This window comes from Nonomuraea composti (assembly GCF_012034275.1).
Classification (GTDB): Bacteria; Actinomycetota; Actinomycetes; order Streptosporangiales; family Streptosporangiaceae; genus Nonomuraea; species Nonomuraea composti.
In genome coordinates this window covers 59,503-78,189 of sequence record NZ_JAATEP010000010.1, presented here as the reverse complement: position 1 = coordinate 78,189, position 18,687 = coordinate 59,503, and the positions used below count along the sequence as shown (strand labels likewise).

Here is an 18,687-nt window from a genome sequence, read left to right as displayed (position 1 = left end):
CGGTCAGATGTCGCCGAACATGCGGTTCCTGTCGCTTTCCGGTGCGTCGAGCGTGCGAAGTGCTTGGTTCAGGGAGCCTTCCTCGAAGCCGAAATGAGCCTTCATCGCGGCCTTGATGTCGTTGATCTGCAGGAAGAGCTGGTGCGGCGAGGTCCGCGGGTCGTCGAGGCTCAGCTGGAAGTCGGTCAGGAGGCGGGCGAGGAGTTCGTGTTCGCGGCTCAGGCGGGCGATCGTGGGCTCCAGCTCGGGCAGCTGCTGGAGCAAGGCGGGGAAGAAGTCGCTGTCCTCGCTGCGGTGGTGGCTGCCCAGGGCGGAGCAGAAGGTGTAGCAGAAGTCGCGGAGCTCCCGAAGCTCCGGTTTGAGGCTGTGGGCGCGTCGGCCGGAGCGGATGGCGCCGCGGGCGTCCTCCAGCGCCTTTTCCAGGCGGTGGTGGACGTCCTGCAGCTCCCGGTGCCAGGCGAAGATGCGGTGGCGCAGCATGATGAACGGCGCTCAGCGGAAGTCGTCGGCGTGCTCGGCGGCCCACTGCGCGAAGCTGCGGGCGGGCAGGCCGGTGAGCTGCTCGACCGTGGGCGACACGGTGGCGGGCACGCCGTCGGTGGCGGCCCACAGGGTCAGCAGCTCGTCGATGACGGGGGCGGGCACGCCGTGGCGGGCCAGGCGCTCGCGGGCCTGGCCGGCGGTCTCCTCGATGAAGGTGATCTCGCGGCCCAGCGTGCGGGCGAGGATGGCGACCTGCTCGCGGAAGGTCAGCGACTGCGGCCCGGTGAGGGCGTGGCGCCGGCCCGCGTGTCCGCCCTTGAGCGCGAGCGCGGCGACGGCGGCGAGGTCGGCCTCGTGGATGGGGGCGGTCGCCGCGTCCGGGTACGGGGCGCGGACCGTGCCCTGATATCGGATCATGTCGCCCCAGTGGCGCAGCGCGTTGGCGGCGTAGGCGTTGGGGCGCAGGTGGGTCCATTCCAGGCCGACGTCGGTGAGTGGCCGCTCCACGCGTTCGGGGTCGTCGTCGAGGCCGGAGACCACCACGACGCGCTTGACTCCGGAACGTGCGGCGGCTGCGGCGAAGCCGTCGGCCGTCCGGGCGGCGGAGAACAGGTACACCGCCTCCACGCCGTCCAATGCCGCCGCCGAGGTGGGCTCGCCGGCGATCACCTGCACGCCGGGCGGGAGGTTCGCGGTGTCGGGACGGCGGCTGAGCGCGCGCACCTGGGCGCCGTCCGCGCGTAACAGGGAGATGAGGCGCCGGCCCACTAAGCCGGTCGCTCCGGTCACCAGGATCATCCTTGCCGTCCTTCCGCTGTCGGTGCGGGATCGGGGTCGTTCGGGGCTTCTGTCGTGGGCGCTTGGTCGCGGTCGTGAAAGGTTTCCGTCGTGAGTGCTTGGCTGCGGTCGTGAGCGGCTTCCGTCCTCGGTGCTTGGCCGCGGTCGTGAGCGGCTTCCGTCCTCGGTGCTTGGCCGCGGTCGTGAGCGGCTTCCGTCCTCGGTGCTCCGCCGTGAACGCCTTCCGTCGCCGGTGGCCGGGCACGACCGTTCGCGGCGAGCAGGCCCGGGAGCCGCTCCAGCAGGCTCTCGTGCCAGGCGATCTCCGCCCGCAGCCGTGCCGTCGTGTGGTCGAAGGTCATCGGCTCCAGCCCGCGCAGGTACGGCTCGGCCTGCTCGCGCTGGTGCAGCCAGGCCGTCAGCCGGGCGACCAGCGCGTCACGGCGGGCGCCGATCAGCGCCCGCAGGTCCTGTTCGGTGAGGTCGTCGGCGTAGTGCAGCGCGAGGTCCACCGGGTCGGGCCGCAGCCGGACCTCGCGCAAGGTTCGGTCGCGCAGCGCGATGAACTCCTCGTGCCCGGCCGGGGTGAGCGCGTACACCGTCCGCGCCGGGCCCGCCCCCTGCTCGGTGCGGACGACCTCGATCGCGCCCTCGGCGACCAGCCGGTGCAGCGCCCCGTACAGGGAGCCGACCTTGATGTCGGTCCACAGCTCGGTGCGGTCGAGCTGGGCCTGCCTGCGAATCTGGTGGCCGTGCATGGGGCCGGCCAGCAGGGCGCCGAGCACGAACAGCCGCGCGTCACTCACCCGACTACTCAAACACGAGTAGTGAAGGCCGGTCAATCACGAAAGAGGCTCAGCGGAGCGGGCGCAGGACCATGAGCGAGCCTTCCGGGGCCGCCACCATGGCGAAGGGGAACCGGTCGACCTCCAGGCAGAGCGCGACGTCATCGGGATGGACCCCCTGACGTATCCCCTCCGCCAGCTCGAACGCGGCCCGCGACCCGGCGGCGCGGCGGACGAACGCGGCGGCGTCCGTCCCGGCGTCGGTGGTCCTGCGGGCGATGTACTGGGCGCAGGCCAGGTCTTCGTCGGCCCGACCGCCTTCGCCGGTGACCACGTACGTGACGCTGTCGCTCCCGCGCGCCCGCAGGACCCGCGCCGTGGCCTCCGCCACCACGAAGGAGGCGCACAGCACCAGCGGTGACTCCTTGACGGCGAGGGCGCCCACCGTTCCCGCGGTGGTCTTCTGCACGACGGTCCGTCCGCCGAGGTCGAGAGAGCGCAGCAGGCCAGGGGAGTTGACGGCGTCGAAGCCGGGGGCGGGCGGCCCGTCCTTGAGCGCCACCCAGTCCGGGTGGCGGGCCTTGAGGGCGAGGGCCGCGTCCAGCGACTCGGCGAGGACGATCCTCTCCGCCCCTCGGGCGAAGGCCCAGGCGGCCACGGTGAAGGCGCGCATGACGTCGACCACGACCGCCACGGACGGCACTTCGGTCAGGTCGGCGATGCCGAGGAAACGAGCGTCCATCGGTCACCGCCCGGCCGTGGGAGGGTGGGCGGCGGCCATGATGCCGTGCACGGCCTGGCTGATGCGGTCGGCGGCGTGCTCGGGGTCGGGCCGGCCGGCGTCCAGCCAGGCGATGACGGCGTCGAGGGTGAAGCCGGGGATCAGGTCGGCGGCCCAGTCGAGCCAAGGCCCTTCCGGGATGACGCGGGCCAGGTTGCGGCGGCCGACCTCGCGGGAGGCGGCGGTGATGGAGTCGATCAGGTCGCGGAAGTCGGGCTCGCGGGCGGCGTAGCGGAACAGCAGCCGGAACCCGTCGGGGTCGGCGGCGGCGGCGCGCAGCAGGGCGGGGATGGCGTCGTCGCCGAAGTCGTCGGCGCCGGTGGCCTCGGTCAGGCGGGCGCAGGCGCGGTCGAGCACCGCCCGGTACAGGTCGGCCTTGGAGTCGAAGTGCCGGTACAGCATGGCGCGGGTCAGCTCGGCCTCGGCGGCGATGTCGTCGAGGCCGGTGGCGGTGTAACCGGCGCGGGCGAAGGCGCGGGTGGCCGCGTCGAGGATCTGCTCGCGCCGCTCCGCGCGGCGCAGCCGCCGCACCGGCGGGGGCGCGGCGGCCTCGGGGTTGCTCATTCAGCCCTCCACTTGTAGAAGGCAAAGTATACATGTAGTTTTTTATACATCAGAGTATACATCTTGGAGGGCCAATGTCGCACGCCCCCGTCCAGCTGCCGTACGAGCAGCCCGACCCGATGCGGCCCGCGCCGCTGCTGCGCGAGCTCCAGGCCCGCGGCCCGATCCACGCCATCCGCACCGCCGTCGGCCATCCCGGCTGGCAGGTGACCGGATATGAGGAGGTGCGCGCCCTGCTCGACGACGACCGGCTCGGCCGCGCCCACCGCGAGCCGGACAAAGCGTCCAGGACGGGGGAGTCGGCGATGTTCGGCGGCCCGATGGGCGACTTCGACACCGAGCAGGCCGACCACCGGCGCATGCGTTCCCTGCTGCAGCCGCACTTCTCGCCGAAGCGGATGCGCGCGCTGCGCGCCCGCGTCGAGACGCTCACCGCCGGCCTGCTGGACGACCTGGCCGCCGCCGGGCCGCCCGCCGACCTGCACGCCGCCCTCGCGCTGCCGCTGCCCATCGCGGTCATCTGCGAGCTGCTCGGCGTGCCGTACGAGGACCGCGCCCGGTTCCGGGCCTGGACCCAGGCCGCCGGCGACATCACCGACCGGGCCCGCTCCGAGCAGGGCCTGACCGAGCTCTTTCGGTACGGCCAGCAGCTCGTGGCGCGCAAAAGGGCCGAAGGCGGCACGGACGTGATCTCCCGGCTGGCCGCCACCGACGGGGTCGGCGACGACGAGGCGGCCGCGATGGGCATGTTCCTGCTGTTCGCCGGGCACGAGACCACGGTCGCCGCCATCGACGAGGGCGCGCTGTGGCTGCTGGCCCACCCCGAGCAGTGGCAGGCGCTGGTGAAGGATCCGTCGCTGGTCGAGGCGGCGGTGGAGGAGATCCTGCGCGCGCCGGGCTCCGGCGGGGGCGGCATCCCGCGCTACGCCCGGGAGGATCTGGAGATCGCGGGCGTACGGGTGCGCGCCGGCGACCTGGTGCTGCTGGACGTCGGCGCGGCCAACCACGACGCCGCCGTCTTCGACGACCCCGACCGCTTCGACGTCGTCCGCGCCGCCGTCCCGCACCTGAGCTTCGGCCACGGCGCCCGCTACTGCATCGGCGCGCCCCTGGCCCGCATCGAGCTCCAGGTGGTCTTCTCCCAGCTCGCCGCCCGCTTCCCGGGCCTGGAGCTGGGCTGCGCGATCGGCGAGCTGACCTTCAACGCGAACGTGCTGACCGGCGGCCTGACCGCGCTTCCCGTTCGCTGGTGACCGCCGTGGCAGGCACGCACGCTGAGCAGCGGATGGCGTCGGAGTAACGCTCTCCGGCCACGCGCTGGACAGCAACGCGGGCTGGGGCATGCGCGTCAGGAGGGCTGCAGCTCGTCGAAGAGGGCGAGGGCGTCGGCGGGGTCGGGGCTGACGAGGCGGTCCAGACCGGCCATCGTCATCTCCGCCCACTTGCCGGCCCGGGCCTGCATCTGCTCCTCGAAGGCGCGCACGGCCTCGTCCAGCGCGCCCGGGGCGGCGGCGGCCACGGCCTCGGCGAGCTCGGCGCCCTCCAGCATCGCGAGGTTCGCGCCCACCCCCAGCGGCGGCATCAGATGGGCGGCGTCGCCCAGGAGCGTCACCCCCGGCACGTGCGGCCAGGTGTGGGGCGCGGGCAGGACGTGCAGGGGGCGGTGGAAGAAGGCGGTGCCGTGGCGGAGGAGGTCGAGGAGGGGTTCGGCCCAGCCGTCGAACAGCGCCAGCATGGCCGAGCGCACCGCCTCCGCGTCGTCCAGGTCCACGGCGGTGGCCGGGCCCAGGGGCGGGGGCGGGTTCTCGTGCCAGTCCAGGGGCGCGCGGAACTGGGCGTACACCTTGACGTGGCCGCCGCTGTTGCGCTGGGCGACCAGGGCGCGGTTGGCCCCGTACGCGGCCATGGAGCCGTCGCCCACCAGGCGGGCGAGGTCGGGGTGGCGGTGGTCGATGTCGTCCAGGGACGTCTCGACGTAGGTGACGCCGGTGTAGTACGGCGTCGCGGGCGACAGGGCCGGGCGGACCCGGGACCAGGCGCCGTCCGCACCGACCACCAGGTCGAACGCCTCCTGCCGCCCGTCCGCGAACCGGACCAGCGCGCCGCCCGCGCCGCCCGGCACCACCTCTGTGACGCCCCGCCCCCACTGGACCTCCAGGGGGCCGAGCAGCAGGTCGCGGAGCTGACCGCGGTCGATCTCGGGGTGGCCCGGGTCGCCCGGACGGGGCTGCCAGTCGCGCAGGACGGACCCGTGCACGTCCAGGATGCGCATCGCCTCCCCCTCGGGACGGGCCAGCGCCTCGAACTCGGTCAGCAGCCCCGCCTTGTCCAGCGCGCGCTGGCCCATCCTCACGTGCAGGTCCAGCGTGCCGCCCAGAGGGCGGGCGTCGGGGGCCGGGTCGCGTTCGAGGACGGTGACGGGGTGGCCGTGGCGGTGCAGGACGCGGGCGAACGTGAGACCGGCGGGACCGGCTCCGACTACGGCAATACGTTGTCTCATGTCGATACACTGTATTGGCGGATTACGGTGTATCGCAACAGTACGATGTAAGCATGACTGTGTGGGACCGGCCCGAACCGCCCGCTCGCCCCGTACCGCTCGACCGGGAGCGCATCGTGGCCGCCGCCGTCGCGCTGGCCGACGAGGGCGGCCTGGAGGCGGTATCGCTGCGCAAGGTCGCCGCCCGGCTCGACGCCGGCCCGATGCGCCTGTACGGGTACATCGCCACCAAGGAAGAGCTGTTCGACCTCATGCTCGACGAGGTCTACGGCGAGATCCTGCCCGAGGAGCCCGCCCGCGACTGGCGGGAGGCGCTGCGCGGCCACGCCCACCGCACCCGGCAGGCCAGCCTGCGCCACCAGTGGCTGGCCGACCTGCTCGGCGGCCGGCCCACCCTGGGCCCCAACGCCCTCGCCGTGACCGAGGCCATGCTGTCCGCCCTCGACGGCGTCGCCGACCTCGACACCGTCATGCGCGCCGTCGAGACCGTCAGCGCCTACCTCACCGGCGCGATCAGGCGCGAGATCGCGAGCCTGCGCGCCGAGCGGGCCACCGGCCTGTCCGAGCGCGACTGGCAGCGCGCGCACGGGCCGCACGTTTCGCGCATGCTGGCCACCGGACGCTTCCCGGCGCTGGCCAAGCTCGTGCGCGACGGCACGGAACTCGACGCGGAGACCACCTTCGCCACCGGCCTGGAATGGGTCCTCGACGCCGTGGCCGCCAAGCTCACCTGACCGTTAATTGGCTGGAGGGGCCCGACACGCCGCTTGTACAGTGATCTCCGGCCGGACGGGGGAGGGATCATGCGCGTGCACTATCCGCGCACCCCGCACCTGCCCTGGTCGCCGGGCGTGACCCCCGACGACGTCCGCGCGGGCGACCTGTCCGGATTGCGCGGGCGCGAGGTCGTCGTCACCGAGAAGCTCGACGGCGAGAACACCACCCTCTACCCGGACGGGCTGCACGCCCGGTCGCTCGACTCCGGCCACCACCCGTCCCGGGCCTGGGTGAAGGGCCTGCAAGGGCGGGTCGGCGGGCGGATCCCCCAAGGGTGGCGGGTGTGCGGCGAGAACGTGTACGCCCGTCACTCCCTCGCCTACCACGAGCTGGACGGCTGGTTCTACGGGTTCTCCGTGTGGGCGGGCGACCGCTGCCTCGACTGGGACCGGACCGTCGCCTTCCTGCGCGGGCTCGGGATCCCCGTGCCGCCGGTGTTGTGGCGGGGCGTCTTCGACGAGCGGGCGCTGCGGGGCCTGCGAATCGACCCGGAACGGCAGGAAGGGTACGTCGTGCGGACCGCTGAAGGGTTCGGGCGGGAGGAGTTCGCGGGGCGGGTGGCCAAGTGGGTGCGGCGGGAGCACGTGCGCACGGACACGCACTGGATGCACGCCGCGGTGGTGCCGAACGGGCTCGGCGCCGGGGCGGCGCTGTGGGCGGTGCGGTCCGGGGCGGCTCCGGATGCCGGTGCGCTGCTGGGGGCACTCGGCCTTCCGGCTGAGATGGCGGCCGACGTGCGGGGTGAAGTGGCGGCTGAGGTGGCGGCGCGGCTGGACGTGATCGGGCGGTGGGGGGACGCGCGGCTGGCCGGGGTGCTGGCGGCCCTGCTGCACGACCGGCCGCGGGCCTGGGTGGCGGCGCGGCTGGCTCGGCCGCTGGGCATGGCTTCGGCGCGGCGGGTGGCGGACCTGGTGGGGCTGCACGGCGGGTTGCGGCGGCCGTTCCCGGACGAGGAGCGGCAGGCGGGGTTACGGCGGATGGCGCCGGCCGCCGACCTGGGGGTGCTGCACGCGGTGGCGGCGTCCGTGCCGGTGGGCGGGCCGGTCGGCGCGGCGTCCGTAGCGGTGGAGGAGGTCGGCGGTGAGGCGCGGGAGCAGGTTGAATGGTCGGCGCTCCATGCCGAGGAGGCCCGGCTGCTCGGGCCGGATCCGGTGGGGCCGCTGCGCGACGGGCTGCGTGCGGCGCTGGCCGGGCTCGACGCGGTGGCGGCCGACCGGTGCTGGGCGGAGGCACGCGACGCCTGGGCCGAGGGCAGGCTGAGCACGGCCGAGGAGGCCGTGGCGGCGACGTGGCGGTGGCGATCGGGGCGGTTCCCCCGGCTGGTGCACCTCGTCGGGCCGTCGGGCAGCGGGAAGAGCACGTTCGCGGCCGGGCTGGAGGGGATCGACGCGTACGTGTCGCTGGACGACCTGCGCGACGCCCGCGGCTCCCGAGCCGACCAGCGGGCCAACCAGGAGGTGCTCGGCGAGGCCCTGCACCGGCTCGACGCCGCCCTCGCGGCCGGCGGCACCGTCGTGTGGGACGCCACCTCGCTCAACCAGCACCAGCGCGGCCTCGTCCACCAGGTGGCGCGCCGCCGCGACGCGCTGACGACGCACGCGGTCGTGCTGGTGGAGGAGGACGAGCTGCACCGCCGCAACGCCCGCCGCGCCCATCCGGTGCCCGCGCACGTGCTGGCCGCGCAGTGGCGCCGGTTCGTCCCGCCGTATCCCGGTCAGGCCCATCGCACGTGGTACGTCGGGGCGCACGGCACCGTCGAGGACACGGACGGCGGCCTGCACGGGCAGGAGGCATGATGCGTACCAGCGAGGAGATCTACCACCGGATCCGGTGGGACCCGAGGTTTGATCCGTCCCGGTTCGTCATGGGGGTGGGTCAGCGGGACGCCGCCCCCAAGCGGGTCGCGCTGCCCGCGTTCACCCCGGGAGGGGACATTCCGTGGCATCGGGTGCTGTTCGTGGAGGCGGACGGGGAGCTGGTGTGGGACCGGGCGACGGGGCTCGACCGGCTCGACGCCTGCGCGGCCGGCCGGGTCCGGGACGCCCTCCTACTGCGCCCACCGTTCTTCACCGCCTCGACCCCGCACACCTGGGACCCGGCCGACGGCTGGCGCCCCGCCACCATCGGGCACGAGCCTGCCGGGCGCGCGGCGGTTGGCCGGCGTCCCGTCGCCACCGGGCACGCGTCCGCCCCGCATGAGCCCATACGGGTCCTGACGTGGAACACGTTGTGGGATCGCTACGACAGTGACCGCATCGACACCGCGCGCCGCCGCCCGATGCTGCTCGCGACCCTGGAGGAGGCCGGCGCGGACGTGATCGCGCTGCAGGAGGTCGAGCCCGCGCTGCTGTCAATGCTGCTGGCCGCCCCCTGGGTACGCGACCGCTACACGGTGGGCACCGACCCGTACGGGACGGACGTGGACGACGCCGGGCTGCTGCTGCTCAGCCGGCTGCCCGTGCGGGAGGCGGCCCGGCACGAGCTGAGCCCGCACAAGGCGGTGGCCGCCGTCGTGGTGGACACCGCCACCGGGCCGCTCGTCGTCGCCGTCACCCACCTGACCAGCGACCATTCCGCCGACGGGCCGGCCAGGCGGCGGGCCGAGCTGGCGGCGATCGCCGAGGGGCTGGCCGGCGTGGACGGCGACGTGGTGCTGGCGGGCGACTTCAACGACGGCACCGACACCCCGGCGGCGGCACTCGGGCTGCGGGACGCGTGGACGGAGGCGTACGGGCCGGACCGGACGCCCACGTTCGACCCGGCCGTGAACCCGCTCGCCGCCCTGGCGTCCCTGTCCGGGATGGCCGCGCGGCTGGACCGCATCCTGCTGCGGGGCCGCCCGCAGGTGGTCTCGGCGGCGCTGCGCGGCGACAAACCGGATCCCGGCGGGCTGTTCATCTCGGACCACTACGCGGTGGAGGCGGTGCTCGACCTCACGGGAGACGTTCGTGACCGTGGGGTGCTCGACGTGCCGCCGACCGCGCGGACGGCGGTGGCGTGGCTGCCGCCCGCCGAGCTGTGGCCGGCCGTCCAGGAGGTGCGCCGGGCCTACGATCCGCAGGTGCGCCGGTGGCCGCCGCACGTCAACCTGCTGTTCGGGTTCGTGCCGGAGTCGGAGTTCGAGGCGGCGGCGCCGTTGCTGAGCGCGGCGGCGGCCGAGGCGGGGCCGTTCGCCGCCCGGCTGGAGGGCGTGCGGACGTTCCGGCATCGCGATCACGTGACCGCCTGGCTCGACCCGGCCGCCGGCGACCCGGCCCCCTGGGGACGCCTGTACGAGGCGTTGCGGCGGCGGTTCCCCCGGTGCAAGGGACGGCCCGAGGGCTACACGCCGCACCTGACCCTCGGCCGCACCGAGGACCCGATCCGGCTGGACGCGATGACGGCGCAGGTGGGGGAGCTGGTGCTGCTGTCGCGCCGGGCCGACGAGCCGATGCGTCCCCGGGCGCGGGTCGTGCTGGGCACGGGCGAGCTGCACTGGCTGCCCGACCCGGAGACCACCGGCGACAACTCCGACGCGGCGGATGAGAACCGTGAGCCGGAAGCTTCCGTCGAGGACACCTCGGGCGCGCCGGACGTGACGCGGCGGCTGGGGGAGGCGCTGGAGCCCGGGGTGGTGCACGTCGTCGGGTCGCGGCGCATGGGCTGCGGGCTGCCCGGCGCGGACCTGGACTTGGTGGCCGTGCTGCCCGGCGAGCCGGACCTGGCCGAGGTCGAGGCGCGGGTGCGCGCGGCACTGCCCGAGGTGTCCCGGTTGCGGCGGGTGGTGGGTGCCCGGGTGCCGGGCCTGCGCCTGCGTACGGGCGGGCTCGACGTGGACCTGACCGTGGTGCCGTCCGGCACGCTGCCACCCGAGCAGGCCGTGGCCCGCCGGTCCGAGCTGGGCGAGGCGGCGGCGACCGCCTTGAGCGCGGTGAGCGACGCGGACGCCGTCCTGCAAGCGGTGGGCGCGGATGCCGTCGTGCAAGCAGCGGGCGCGGATGCCGTTCTGGCTGCGGCCCAGCGAGGCCAGGCTGCGTTCGCTCGCCTGGCCAGGCAGGTGAAGGCGTGGGCGCGGGCCCGGGGGCTGGACAGTGCGCCGTTCGGTGGGCTGCCCGGCCTGGCCTGGACGATCATGGCCGTGCGGACCGCGCGCGGCGACGGCGACCCGCTCAGCCGGTTCTTCGGTACGTGGGCCGCGTGGGACTGGCGGGAGCCGATCAGCCTCGCCCCTGACGTGACCGTCGTGGAGCCCGCGCCCGTCGTGGTGCTGACGCCCAGCGCTCCCGTGCGCAACTGCGCCCGCCAGGTCACCCCCGGCGGCCTGGAGTTGCTGGCCCAGGAGCTGTACCGGGCGTGGGAGCTCGTGGAGGACGGGCGCGCCGCCGAGCTGACGGCCCCGCCGCCCCTGCACCGGAGGCACGCGGCCTGGGCGGTGGTAAGCGTGTGCTCCGGGGAGCTGGACGCGCTGCTCGGCCGGGTGAGGGGGCGGATGCTGGAGCTGATCAGCGCTCTGGAGGAGGCCGGGGTGCCGGACGCGCACGCCTGGCCGCGCCCGTTCGACACCGGCCCCCACCAGGCCCGCTACGCCATCGGCCTGGGCCGCACGCCGCCGCCGGCCGCCCGGCTCGCCGAGATCGCCCGCCGCTGGGCGGGCGACCTGCCCGGCGTCACGGTCGAGCACGCCGACGGCGGCACCGTTCCCACGCTGCGCTGACCCTCACCCGGCAGGCTGGGACGCGGCCTGCCCTGCGGCGGAGGCAGCGCCAGCAGTGGAGGTCGGCTTCGCGGTGGAGGCCGGCTTCGCGGTGGAGGCCGGCTTCGTGGTGAAGGCCGTGCGATGGGCCAGGGCCCACTGGCGGAACGTGCGGGGCGGCGTCCCCGTCACCTCCTGCACCGTGGGATAGATCTGCGACTCGTCCAGCGTCCCGTCGCTGTAGAAGCTGAAGAACGCCCGGATGTACTCCTCCGGCACCCGCCCGGTCATGTCGGCCCTGGCCTCCTCGTCCGTCAGTGCGTGGAAGCGCAGCTCGCGCCCGAGCACGTCGGCCAGGACGGCCACCCGCTGCGCGGGCAGCAGCCGCTCGGGGCCGCTGAGCGGGTAGGCGCGCCCCTCGTGCCCGGCGTCGAGCAGGGCGCGGACGGCGACGGCGGCGATGTCGTACGGGTCGACGGAGGCGATCGGCACGTCACCGAACGCGTCCGCGACGACGTCGCCCGCCCGGAGCTGCGGCAGCCAGCGCAGCGCGTTGGACATGAACGCGTTGGGCCGCAGGAACGTCCAGGCGAGCCCCGATTCCCGCACGGCCGTCTCCGAGGCGATCATGTACTGCGAGACGGCGTTGCGGGTGTCCTTCGAGACCGCGGCCAGGCTCGACAGCAGCACGACCCGCTCCACCCCTGCCCGCCTGAACCGGTCGAGCAGCCCCGGCATGTCGCGGTATCCGGGCAGCAGGAACACGCCGCGCACGCCGTCCAGGGCGGCATCGAGCGAGCCCGGCTCGTCCAGATCGCCGACCGCCTGCTCGACCGCCTGCTCGACCGCGTGCATGGGCGGCTCGGTGTGCGCCCGGACGAGCGCCCGCACCGGCCGCCCCTCCCGGGCGAGTGCCCGCACGACCTCGCCGCCGACGTTCCCGGTGGCTCCGGTGACGAGGATCATCGCAGCGTCCTGCCGAAGTGCGCGGCCACGGCGTCCACGGCGACGCTGACCTGCGGCTCGGTGTCGTAGAAGTCGAACTGGGTCCCTTCGGTCCACAGCAGGTCCCTCGGCCCGGCCAGCCCGGCGTGGAAGCGGCGCGCCCCGTCCGGGATCGCGGCGTTCTCGCTGTGCACGAGGAGGGTGGGCTGGGTGATCTGCGGGGCCGACGCGATGGAGTCGTGGGTGAGCCAGTCGGGCCACGCCATGACGGCGAAGCGGTTGGGCCAGGCGGGGATGCCGCCGCGGTCCGGGTTGAGGTAGAAGTCGATCTCGTACGGCATGGCGGCGCGCGGGTCGGTGGCGCTGACCACGGGCACGTAGTCGACCTCGCCGGTCTCGTCGTACCGGGACCGCGCCTCCCGCCCGATCTTGATCTTCTCGGCCACCGCGGCGGCGCCGCCGTAGGCGTCCTCGCAGATGGCGGCGTCGTGCAGCCACGGCGCGACGAGCGCGAGCGAGCGCACGCGGGGGTCGCCGGCGGCGTTGCCCGCCATGTACATGGCGGCCGCGCAGATGCCGAGCGCGCCCAGCCGGTCGCCGTCGACGGTGGGGTGGGCGGCCAGGAAGGTGAGGGCGTGGTGGATGTCGCGGATCTTGCGGGCGGGGTTCTCCACGTCCCGCGGCTCGCCGCCCGACTCGCCGAACCCGGTGAAGTCGAACGACAGGGCCGCGTACCCGCGCTCGGCCAGCCGCCGCGCGTAGCGGTCGGCCATCAGCTCCTTGACGCTGGTCCAGGTGCCGGCGACCACGACGCCGGGCGCCGGCCCGGCCTGGTCGGGCAGGTACAGGTTGCCGGCGAGGGTGACGCCGTCGCTGTCGAAGCTCACTTTCAGCAGCTCGCTCATGGCCGGCCCTCGCTCCACACGGCGGTCATCACGACGCCGCTGATCCGCCAGCCGGCGTCCGTCCTGGTCAGGTCGAAGCGGTAGGTGCCGCCGAGCGTCCACAGGGTGTCGTCGGGCTTGCGGTGGGTGGCCTGGAAGGAGGCGGTGCACATGGCCGTGTCGCCGTCGAGGGTGACCAGGTGGTTGCCGAGCAGGTGGTGGGTGGCGCGGTAGGCGCCGAGAGCGTGCTGCCAGCCGTCGATGATCTGGGCCGGGGTGAGGGTGGCGGGCTCGCCGCCGTTGAGGCTGGTGTAGTCGAGGGTCACCTTGTCGGCGAACACCTCGGTGAGCCTGCTCCACTCTCGCTGGTCGGTGTGCCAGGCCATGCGGGTGCAGGTGTCGATCACGTCCAGTCGATCCATGCGGCCCAGCATGGCGGCGCGGGGCGGGGGCGCGGGAGACGGAGAGGTTGCAGGCCCGGCTGCAGGAACCTGCACCCAGGGGGTTCACAGCCAGCCGCGTTCCTTGGCCAGCAGGGCCGCCTGGAAGCGGGTGGCGGCGCCGAGCCTGGCCATCAGGTCGGCGACGTGCGCGCGCAGCTTGCGTACCGAGATGTGCAGCGCGCGGGCGGCGGCGTCGTCGGTGTCGTGCCGGGTCAGGGCGTGCAGCACCTGCTGCTCGATGGGCGACAGGGGCAGGTCGTCGAGGTCGCGGGCACGCTCCCACATGCCGTCGAGGACGTCGGCGAGCATGGCGACCACGCCCCGCTGGCGGATCTGCAGCGCCCCTGCGGCCGGGTCGGCGGGATCGGCCTGGACGAACGCGACCGCCCGGTTGACCACGGCCAGGTGCCGGATCGGCTCGGTGGTGACCCGGTGCAGGTCGCCGAGGGCGTGCCGGGCGCGCGCGTGCTGCTCCTGGCCGGGGTCGGCCAGGGCGCGAGCGGAGAAGAGGGTACGGCTGCGCAGCCCGCGCGCCAGCAGGCCACCGGCCGGGACGTCGCCGCCGTCGTGCGCGACGGCCCGCTCCTTCAGGTGCGTGAACTCGCCCGGCTCGTCGTGCAGCAACAGCCGCATGCGGCGGTGCACGGCAGGACCGTCCGGCAGGTGCTCGACCATCTGCACGGGCCGGCCGCTGCGGTGCTCCTCGGTCAGCTCGGTCAGGACGTCCCACGCCAGGCTGAGCTCGGCCAGGCGGCGCTGGGTGTGCTCGATGCGCCGGCGCACCAGCAGGTCGACGGCCACGGCGGGCGCGGCGGCGTTCAGCGCGTCGTCGAGCAGGCCCAGCGCCCGTAACTCGGTGACGGCCGGGCAGCTCGGATCGAGCGGCGCGCCGGGGTCGCGCAGCAGGCGGCGGTAGAGCTGCTCCTGCTCCGCGGTCAGCCCGAGGCTGGCGAGACCCGTCATCGTTCCCCCAAGACACCATAACTCCGTACGGGATACACTGTATAACGTACGGAATTACAGGGAGGGACGATGGGGTCCGACGACGACCTGCCCACGGTGGTGGCGCGGATGTGGGGGCGGGAGCCGGCGACGCGCCGGGGCCCCCGCCCCGGGCTGACGCTGCGGCGCATCACCGACGCCGCGATCGCGATCGCCGACGCCGAAGGGCTGGCCGGCGTGCGGATGAGCAGCGTGGCCGCCCGCCTCGACGTCTCCACCATGTCCCTGTACGGCTACGTCACCAGCAAGGACGACCTGCTCACCGCCATGGTCGACGCGGCGGCCCCCGACCCGCCGGAGCCGGGCACGCTCGCCTGGCGGGACTACCTGGCCCGGTGGACCCGGGCGCACCGGGACTTCCTGGCCGCCCACCCGTGGCTGCTGGAGGTCTCGCCCCTCACCCCGCCCATCGGGCCGCGCACCCTGCGCTGGCTCGACCGGGCGCTGACCGTGCTGGCCGGTGCCGGCCTGGGCGGGGCGGAGGCGGTCAACATCGCCTCCACCCTGTCCGCGTACGCCGTCAGCGCCGCCACCCTCCAGACCGCCATGAGCGGCACGGTCGACGAGGCCGGGCCGGAGGGGCCCGCCGGTTACACGGCGCTGCTCGCCCGGCTCGTCGATCCCGGCGGCTACCCGGGGCTGGCGGCGGCGATCGAGTCGGGGGCGTTCGGCGCCGCGCCCGACTGGGTCGAGGACGCCGACTTCACCTTCGGCCTCACCCTGCTCCTCGACGGCATCGAGGCGCTCATCGCGCGGCGTCGGCGAAGCGCCGGGCCAGATGCGCGAAGGCGGCCTTGAGCTCCGGCGGGCCGACGACCTCGATGTCGGCGTCGAACCTGCCCACGGTGGCGGCCAGCCCGGCCCACGACCACGAGCCCAGGACGAGCCGGCAACGGCCGGGCCCCAGCTCCTCGACGACCCCGTCCCGGACATAAGGGGACACGGCGGCGGCGGGCAGCCCGAGGATCACCTCCCCCCGACAAGGCCAGCCGCCCGATCCGTCCGTGCCGCTTGATCCGCCCGTGCCGCCCGATCCGTCCGTGCCGCTTGATCCGCCCGTGCCGCCTGATCCGCCCGGCTGCGTGGAGCCGAGGAAGCGGCCCGCCACGAAGGCGGCCACCGTGCCTCCGGGCAGCTCGCGCGGCGCGAACCGGGGACCGGTCGGCGCGCGGGGGGTGATGCGGTCGGCGCGGAAGGTGCGCCAGTCCTCGCGATCCAGGTCCCAGGCGACGAGGTACCACCGGCCGCCCCACGTGACGAGGTGGTGCGGCTCCACCCGGCGCGGCGGCGCGTCCTCGTCCCGCGTGGCGTAGTCGAAGCGCAGCACCTCGCGGGCGTGCACGGCGGCGCTGAGCGCCACCAGCACCTCCGCGCCGAGCTGCGGCTCCGGCCGGAGCGTGGGCCGCTCGACGGCGGTGACCTGGAGGGTGTCGATGCGGTGGCGCAGCCGGGCGGGCATGACCTGGCGGACGGTGTTGAGAGCGCGGGCGGCGGCCTCCTTGATGCCGGCGCCGCTGGTGGTGGCCAGCTGCAGCGCGACGGCCAGGGCGACGGCCTGCTCGTCGTCGAACAGCAGCGGCGGCAGCTCCGAGCCGGCGCCCAGCCGGTAGCCGCCCTCGGGCCCCCTGAACGTCATGATCGGGTAGCCGAGCTCGCGCAGCCGCTCGACGTCGCGGCGCACGGTGCGCGGGCTGACGTTCAGCCGCTCCGCCAGCAGCGCCCCCGGCCAGTCGCGGCGGGTCTGGAGCAACGAGAGCAGCGCCAGCAGCCGCGCTGAGGTCTTCGGCATGGTTTCCATCGTGCCCGAAGTAGAGGCCACATCCTGTCCGCTACCCCTGTGACCGTAGGTCCGGCAGCAAGAGAGCCACCGATGACAGGAGCCATAGATGTCCGTCGAATCCGTCCTGCACCTCAACTTCCGTGGCCAGGCCCGCGCGGCGCTGGAGTTCTACCAGTCCGTGTTCGGCGGCGACCTCGCCGTCGTCACCTACCAGGACCTCGGGAACGTGCCGGACCCCGCCGACGCCGACCATGTGACGTGGGGCCAGGTGCGCGCCGGCAACGGCTTCCACGTGATGGCCTACGACGTGCCCTCGGCAACGCCGTTCGAGCGGGGCGAGAAGTCGTTCTTCTTCTCCCTGCGCGGCGACGACGCCGAGGAGGTCACCGCGTACTGGAAGAAGCTCTCCGAGGGCGCGACCGTCGTGCAGCCGCTGGGCCCGGCGCAGTGGGCGCCGCTCTACGGCATGCTGAAGGACCGCTTCGGGGTCATCTGGGTCGTGGACGTGGCCCGCGGCGAGCACGCGTAGCGCTCCGGGCGTGGTGCGGGAGAGGCCCGCGCCACGCGTCCCACCTGCCTTTCCGAAGGGAACCACCAGCATGAGAACGCGCCCCCTGGGGCGGACCGGGATCCAGGTCAGCCCCTACTGCCTGGGCACCATGATGTTCGGCGGGGCCGGCAACCCCGATCACGACGGCTGCGTCCGCATCATCCACCGCGCCCTGGACGCGGGCATCAACGTCATCGACACCGCCGACGTCTACGCCGGCAGCGAGAGCGAGGAGATCGTCGGCAGGGCGCTGCGGGGCCGCCGCGACGACGTGGTGCTCGCCACCAAGGTCAACGGCCGCATGGGCGAGGACCCCAACCGCGCCGGCAGCTCCCGGCGCTGGATCGTCGCCGGGGTCGAGCACTCGCTGCGCCGCCTGCGTACCGATCACATCGACCTCTACCAGATCCACCACCCCGACCCGCGCACCGACGTCGAGGAGACCCTTGCCGCGCTGACGGACCTGATGGCGGGCGCCGGCACCGTGCTCGGCGACGACCTGCTCGACCGGATCGACGAGATCGTGCCGCCGGGCGCCGACGTCGGCCCGCTCGACGTCGCCTACGACCCGCCGGCCGTCACCACGGCCGCGCTGCGCAGGCGTGCGATCTCCGAGCGGGCCGCGGCGTGAGGCCATGACCGTTCTCACCACCCGGGCGCTGAACCGCGCGACGCTCGCCCGGCAACTGCTGCTCGACCGCTCCGGCCTGCCGGTGCTCGACGCCGTCGCGCATGTGTGCGGGCTGCAGGCGCAGGAGCCGCAGGAGCCGTTCGCGGGGCTGTGGTCGCGGCTGCGCGGCTTCGACCCCGCGGCGCTGTCGGGCCTGCTCACCGGGCGGGAGGTGGTGCGCACGCACCTCATGCGCCGCACCGTGCACCTGGTGACCGCCGCCGACGCGCTGGCCTGGCGGGCCCGCCACGACGCCATGCTGCGCCAGCGTGTGCTCGGGACGTACCGGCGCGAGCTCGACGGGGTGGACCTCGACGAGCTCGCGGCGGCGGGCTGGGCGGTGATGGCCGACGGCGAGCCGCGCTCGATGAGCGAGCTGGCGCGGGCGCTCGCCGCCCGCTGGCCACAGGCCGGGGTGCGGGCGCTGGGGGAGATGCTGGTGGCCGCGCTCGTGCCGATGGCGCAGCTCCCGCCGCGCGGGGTGTGGCGGGTGAAGGCGGGCGTGCGCAACCTGCCGCTGTCGGCGTGGCTGGGCCGGGAGATCGACCCCGCCGGCCGCCGACGGCAGCGACCCGGTGGGCCAGGCGCTCGTACGCCGCTACCTGGCCGCGTTCGGCCCCGCCGCCGCGGCCGACCTGCGGGCCTGGTGCGGCCTGGCCGGGCTGCCCGCCGCGGTGGCCGCGCTCCGCGAGGAGCTGGTCACCTTCCGGGACGAGCGCGGCCGGGTGCTGCTCGACCTGCCCGGCGCGCCGCTCCCCGACCCCGGCACGCCGGCCCCGGTACGGTTCCTGCCGGCCTTCGACAACGCGATCCTGGGCTACCACGACCGCGGCCGGATCATCGACGACGCCCACCGCGGCCTGTCGGTCGCCGGCGCCCGCGTGGTCCTGGTGGACGGCCGGGTGTCGGCGACGTGGACCGTCGAGGAGGGCGCCGTGTCAGTCGTGCCGCTGCGCTCCTTCTCCCGGGCGGAGCGCGAGGCGGTGGCCGAGGAGGGGCGGGCGCTGGCGTCGTTCCTGTCGGACGGCGACAGCGAGCGCGTGCGGCTCGTCACCTAGATGATTGATTCCAAGG

18 protein-coding genes and 1 pseudogene are annotated in these 18,687 nt (G+C 74.6%); 8 read left to right on the top strand and 11 right to left on the bottom strand.

Going from position 1 to position 18,687, the window contains the following annotated elements; genetic code table 11:
• Positions 1-3: 3 nt before the first annotated feature.
• Genes HCN51_RS16340 through HCN51_RS16320 form a run of 5 tightly spaced genes read right to left on the bottom strand, consistent with a single transcriptional unit; the run spans position 4 to position 3,390 of the window.
• Positions 4-480, bottom strand: a complete 477-nt coding sequence (locus tag HCN51_RS16340; RefSeq protein WP_168010468.1) for a hemerythrin domain-containing protein — start codon at positions 478-480, stop codon at positions 4-6.
• Positions 481-492: 12 nt separating this feature from the next.
• The gene (locus tag HCN51_RS16335; protein ID WP_168010467.1) at positions 493-1,281 is read right to left on the bottom strand and encodes an NAD(P)H-binding protein; all 789 of its coding nucleotides are present in this window, start codon (positions 1,279-1,281) and stop codon (positions 493-495) included.
• Entirely contained in the window at positions 1,278-2,066 is a 789-nt protein-coding gene (locus HCN51_RS16330; RefSeq protein ID WP_168010466.1) for a helix-turn-helix transcriptional regulator, read from the bottom strand. Before HCN51_RS16330 ends, HCN51_RS16335 begins: the two co-directional genes overlap by 4 nt.
• Before the next feature lie 49 nt (positions 2,067-2,115).
• Positions 2,116-2,787 (bottom strand): 2-phosphosulfolactate phosphatase, encoded by a 672-nt coding sequence (locus HCN51_RS16325; RefSeq protein ID WP_168010465.1) that lies wholly within the window; start codon positions 2,785-2,787, stop codon positions 2,116-2,118.
• Between the two features lie 3 nt (positions 2,788-2,790).
• Complete coding sequence (locus HCN51_RS16320) at positions 2,791-3,390, bottom strand: TetR/AcrR family transcriptional regulator (RefSeq protein WP_168010464.1); 600 nt, start codon at positions 3,388-3,390, stop codon at positions 2,791-2,793.
• Between the two features lie 74 nt (positions 3,391-3,464).
• Here HCN51_RS16320 and HCN51_RS16315 point away from each other — a divergent pair, with 74 nt between their 5' ends.
• Positions 3,465-4,643 (top strand): cytochrome P450, encoded by a 1,179-nt coding sequence (locus HCN51_RS16315; RefSeq protein WP_168010463.1) that lies wholly within the window; start codon positions 3,465-3,467, stop codon positions 4,641-4,643.
• Positions 4,644-4,738: 95 nt separating this feature from the next.
• Here HCN51_RS16315 and HCN51_RS16310 read toward each other — a convergent pair whose 3' ends face one another.
• The gene (locus HCN51_RS16310; RefSeq protein ID WP_168010462.1) at positions 4,739-5,890 is read right to left on the bottom strand and encodes an FAD-dependent oxidoreductase; all 1,152 of its coding nucleotides are present in this window, start codon (positions 5,888-5,890) and stop codon (positions 4,739-4,741) included.
• 53 nt (positions 5,891-5,943) lie between these two features.
• On the opposite strand from HCN51_RS16310, the gene HCN51_RS16305 reads away from it, so the two are divergent.
• The 3 genes from HCN51_RS16305 (at position 5,944) to HCN51_RS16295 (ending at position 11,360) form a co-directional block, all read left to right on the top strand.
• A complete protein-coding gene (locus HCN51_RS16305; RefSeq protein WP_168010461.1) occupies positions 5,944-6,624 on the top strand; it encodes a TetR/AcrR family transcriptional regulator in 681 nt (226 codons plus the stop codon).
• A 69-nt stretch (positions 6,625-6,693) separates the two neighbouring features.
• On the top strand, positions 6,694-8,463 hold the full coding sequence (locus HCN51_RS16300; RefSeq protein WP_168010460.1) for an RNA ligase family protein: 1,770 nt from the start codon (positions 6,694-6,696) through the stop codon (positions 8,461-8,463).
• Positions 8,460-11,360: an RNA repair domain-containing protein gene (locus HCN51_RS16295; RefSeq protein WP_206067091.1), complete on the top strand. Its 2,901-nt coding sequence runs from the start codon at positions 8,460-8,462 to the stop codon at positions 11,358-11,360. Before HCN51_RS16300 ends, HCN51_RS16295 begins: the two co-directional genes overlap by 4 nt.
• Before the next feature lie 3 nt (positions 11,361-11,363).
• On the opposite strand, the gene HCN51_RS16290 is transcribed toward HCN51_RS16295, so the two are convergent.
• The 4 genes from HCN51_RS16290 to HCN51_RS16275 form a co-directional block, all read right to left on the bottom strand.
• Positions 11,364-12,305 (bottom strand): NAD(P)H-binding protein, encoded by a 942-nt coding sequence (locus tag HCN51_RS16290; protein WP_168010459.1) that lies wholly within the window; start codon positions 12,303-12,305, stop codon positions 11,364-11,366.
• Positions 12,302-13,189: an alpha/beta hydrolase gene (locus HCN51_RS16285; RefSeq protein ID WP_168010458.1), complete on the bottom strand. Its 888-nt coding sequence runs from the start codon at positions 13,187-13,189 to the stop codon at positions 12,302-12,304. Before HCN51_RS16285 ends, HCN51_RS16290 begins: the two co-directional genes overlap by 4 nt.
• Positions 13,186-13,590, bottom strand: a complete 405-nt coding sequence (locus tag HCN51_RS16280) for a nuclear transport factor 2 family protein (protein WP_168010457.1) — start codon at positions 13,588-13,590, stop codon at positions 13,186-13,188. The genes HCN51_RS16285 and HCN51_RS16280 overlap by 4 nt, the downstream gene beginning before the upstream one ends.
• A gap of 84 nt (positions 13,591-13,674) precedes the next feature.
• Positions 13,675-14,574 carry a helix-turn-helix transcriptional regulator gene (locus tag HCN51_RS16275; protein WP_168010456.1) on the bottom strand — a complete coding sequence of 300 codons (900 nt, stop codon included), beginning with the start codon at positions 14,572-14,574 and terminating at the stop codon, positions 13,675-13,677.
• Positions 14,575-14,643: 69 nt separating this feature from the next.
• Here HCN51_RS16275 and HCN51_RS16270 point away from each other — a divergent pair, with 69 nt between their 5' ends.
• Positions 14,644-15,411: a TetR/AcrR family transcriptional regulator C-terminal domain-containing protein gene (locus HCN51_RS16270; protein ID WP_168010455.1), complete on the top strand. Its 768-nt coding sequence runs from the start codon at positions 14,644-14,646 to the stop codon at positions 15,409-15,411.
• On the opposite strand, the gene HCN51_RS16265 is transcribed toward HCN51_RS16270, so the two are convergent.
• A complete protein-coding gene (locus HCN51_RS16265; protein ID WP_168010454.1) occupies positions 15,359-16,402 on the bottom strand; it encodes a helix-turn-helix transcriptional regulator in 1,044 nt (347 codons plus the stop codon). The genes HCN51_RS16270 and HCN51_RS16265 overlap by 53 nt on opposite strands.
• Positions 16,403-16,499: 97 nt before the next feature.
• On the opposite strand from HCN51_RS16265, the gene HCN51_RS16260 reads away from it, so the two are divergent.
• From HCN51_RS16260 to HCN51_RS62970, 3 genes and pseudogenes are all read left to right on the top strand, one after another.
• Positions 16,500-16,922 carry a VOC family protein gene (locus HCN51_RS16260; RefSeq protein WP_168010453.1) on the top strand — a complete coding sequence of 141 codons (423 nt, stop codon included), beginning with the start codon at positions 16,500-16,502 and terminating at the stop codon, positions 16,920-16,922.
• A gap of 70 nt (positions 16,923-16,992) precedes the next feature.
• A complete protein-coding gene (locus tag HCN51_RS16255) occupies positions 16,993-17,574 on the top strand; it encodes an aldo/keto reductase (protein WP_168010452.1) in 582 nt (193 codons plus the stop codon).
• A gap of 4 nt (positions 17,575-17,578) precedes the next feature.
• Positions 17,579-18,671 (top strand): annotated as a pseudogene (locus HCN51_RS62970) (winged helix DNA-binding domain-containing protein).
• Positions 18,672-18,687 lie beyond the last annotated feature (16 nt).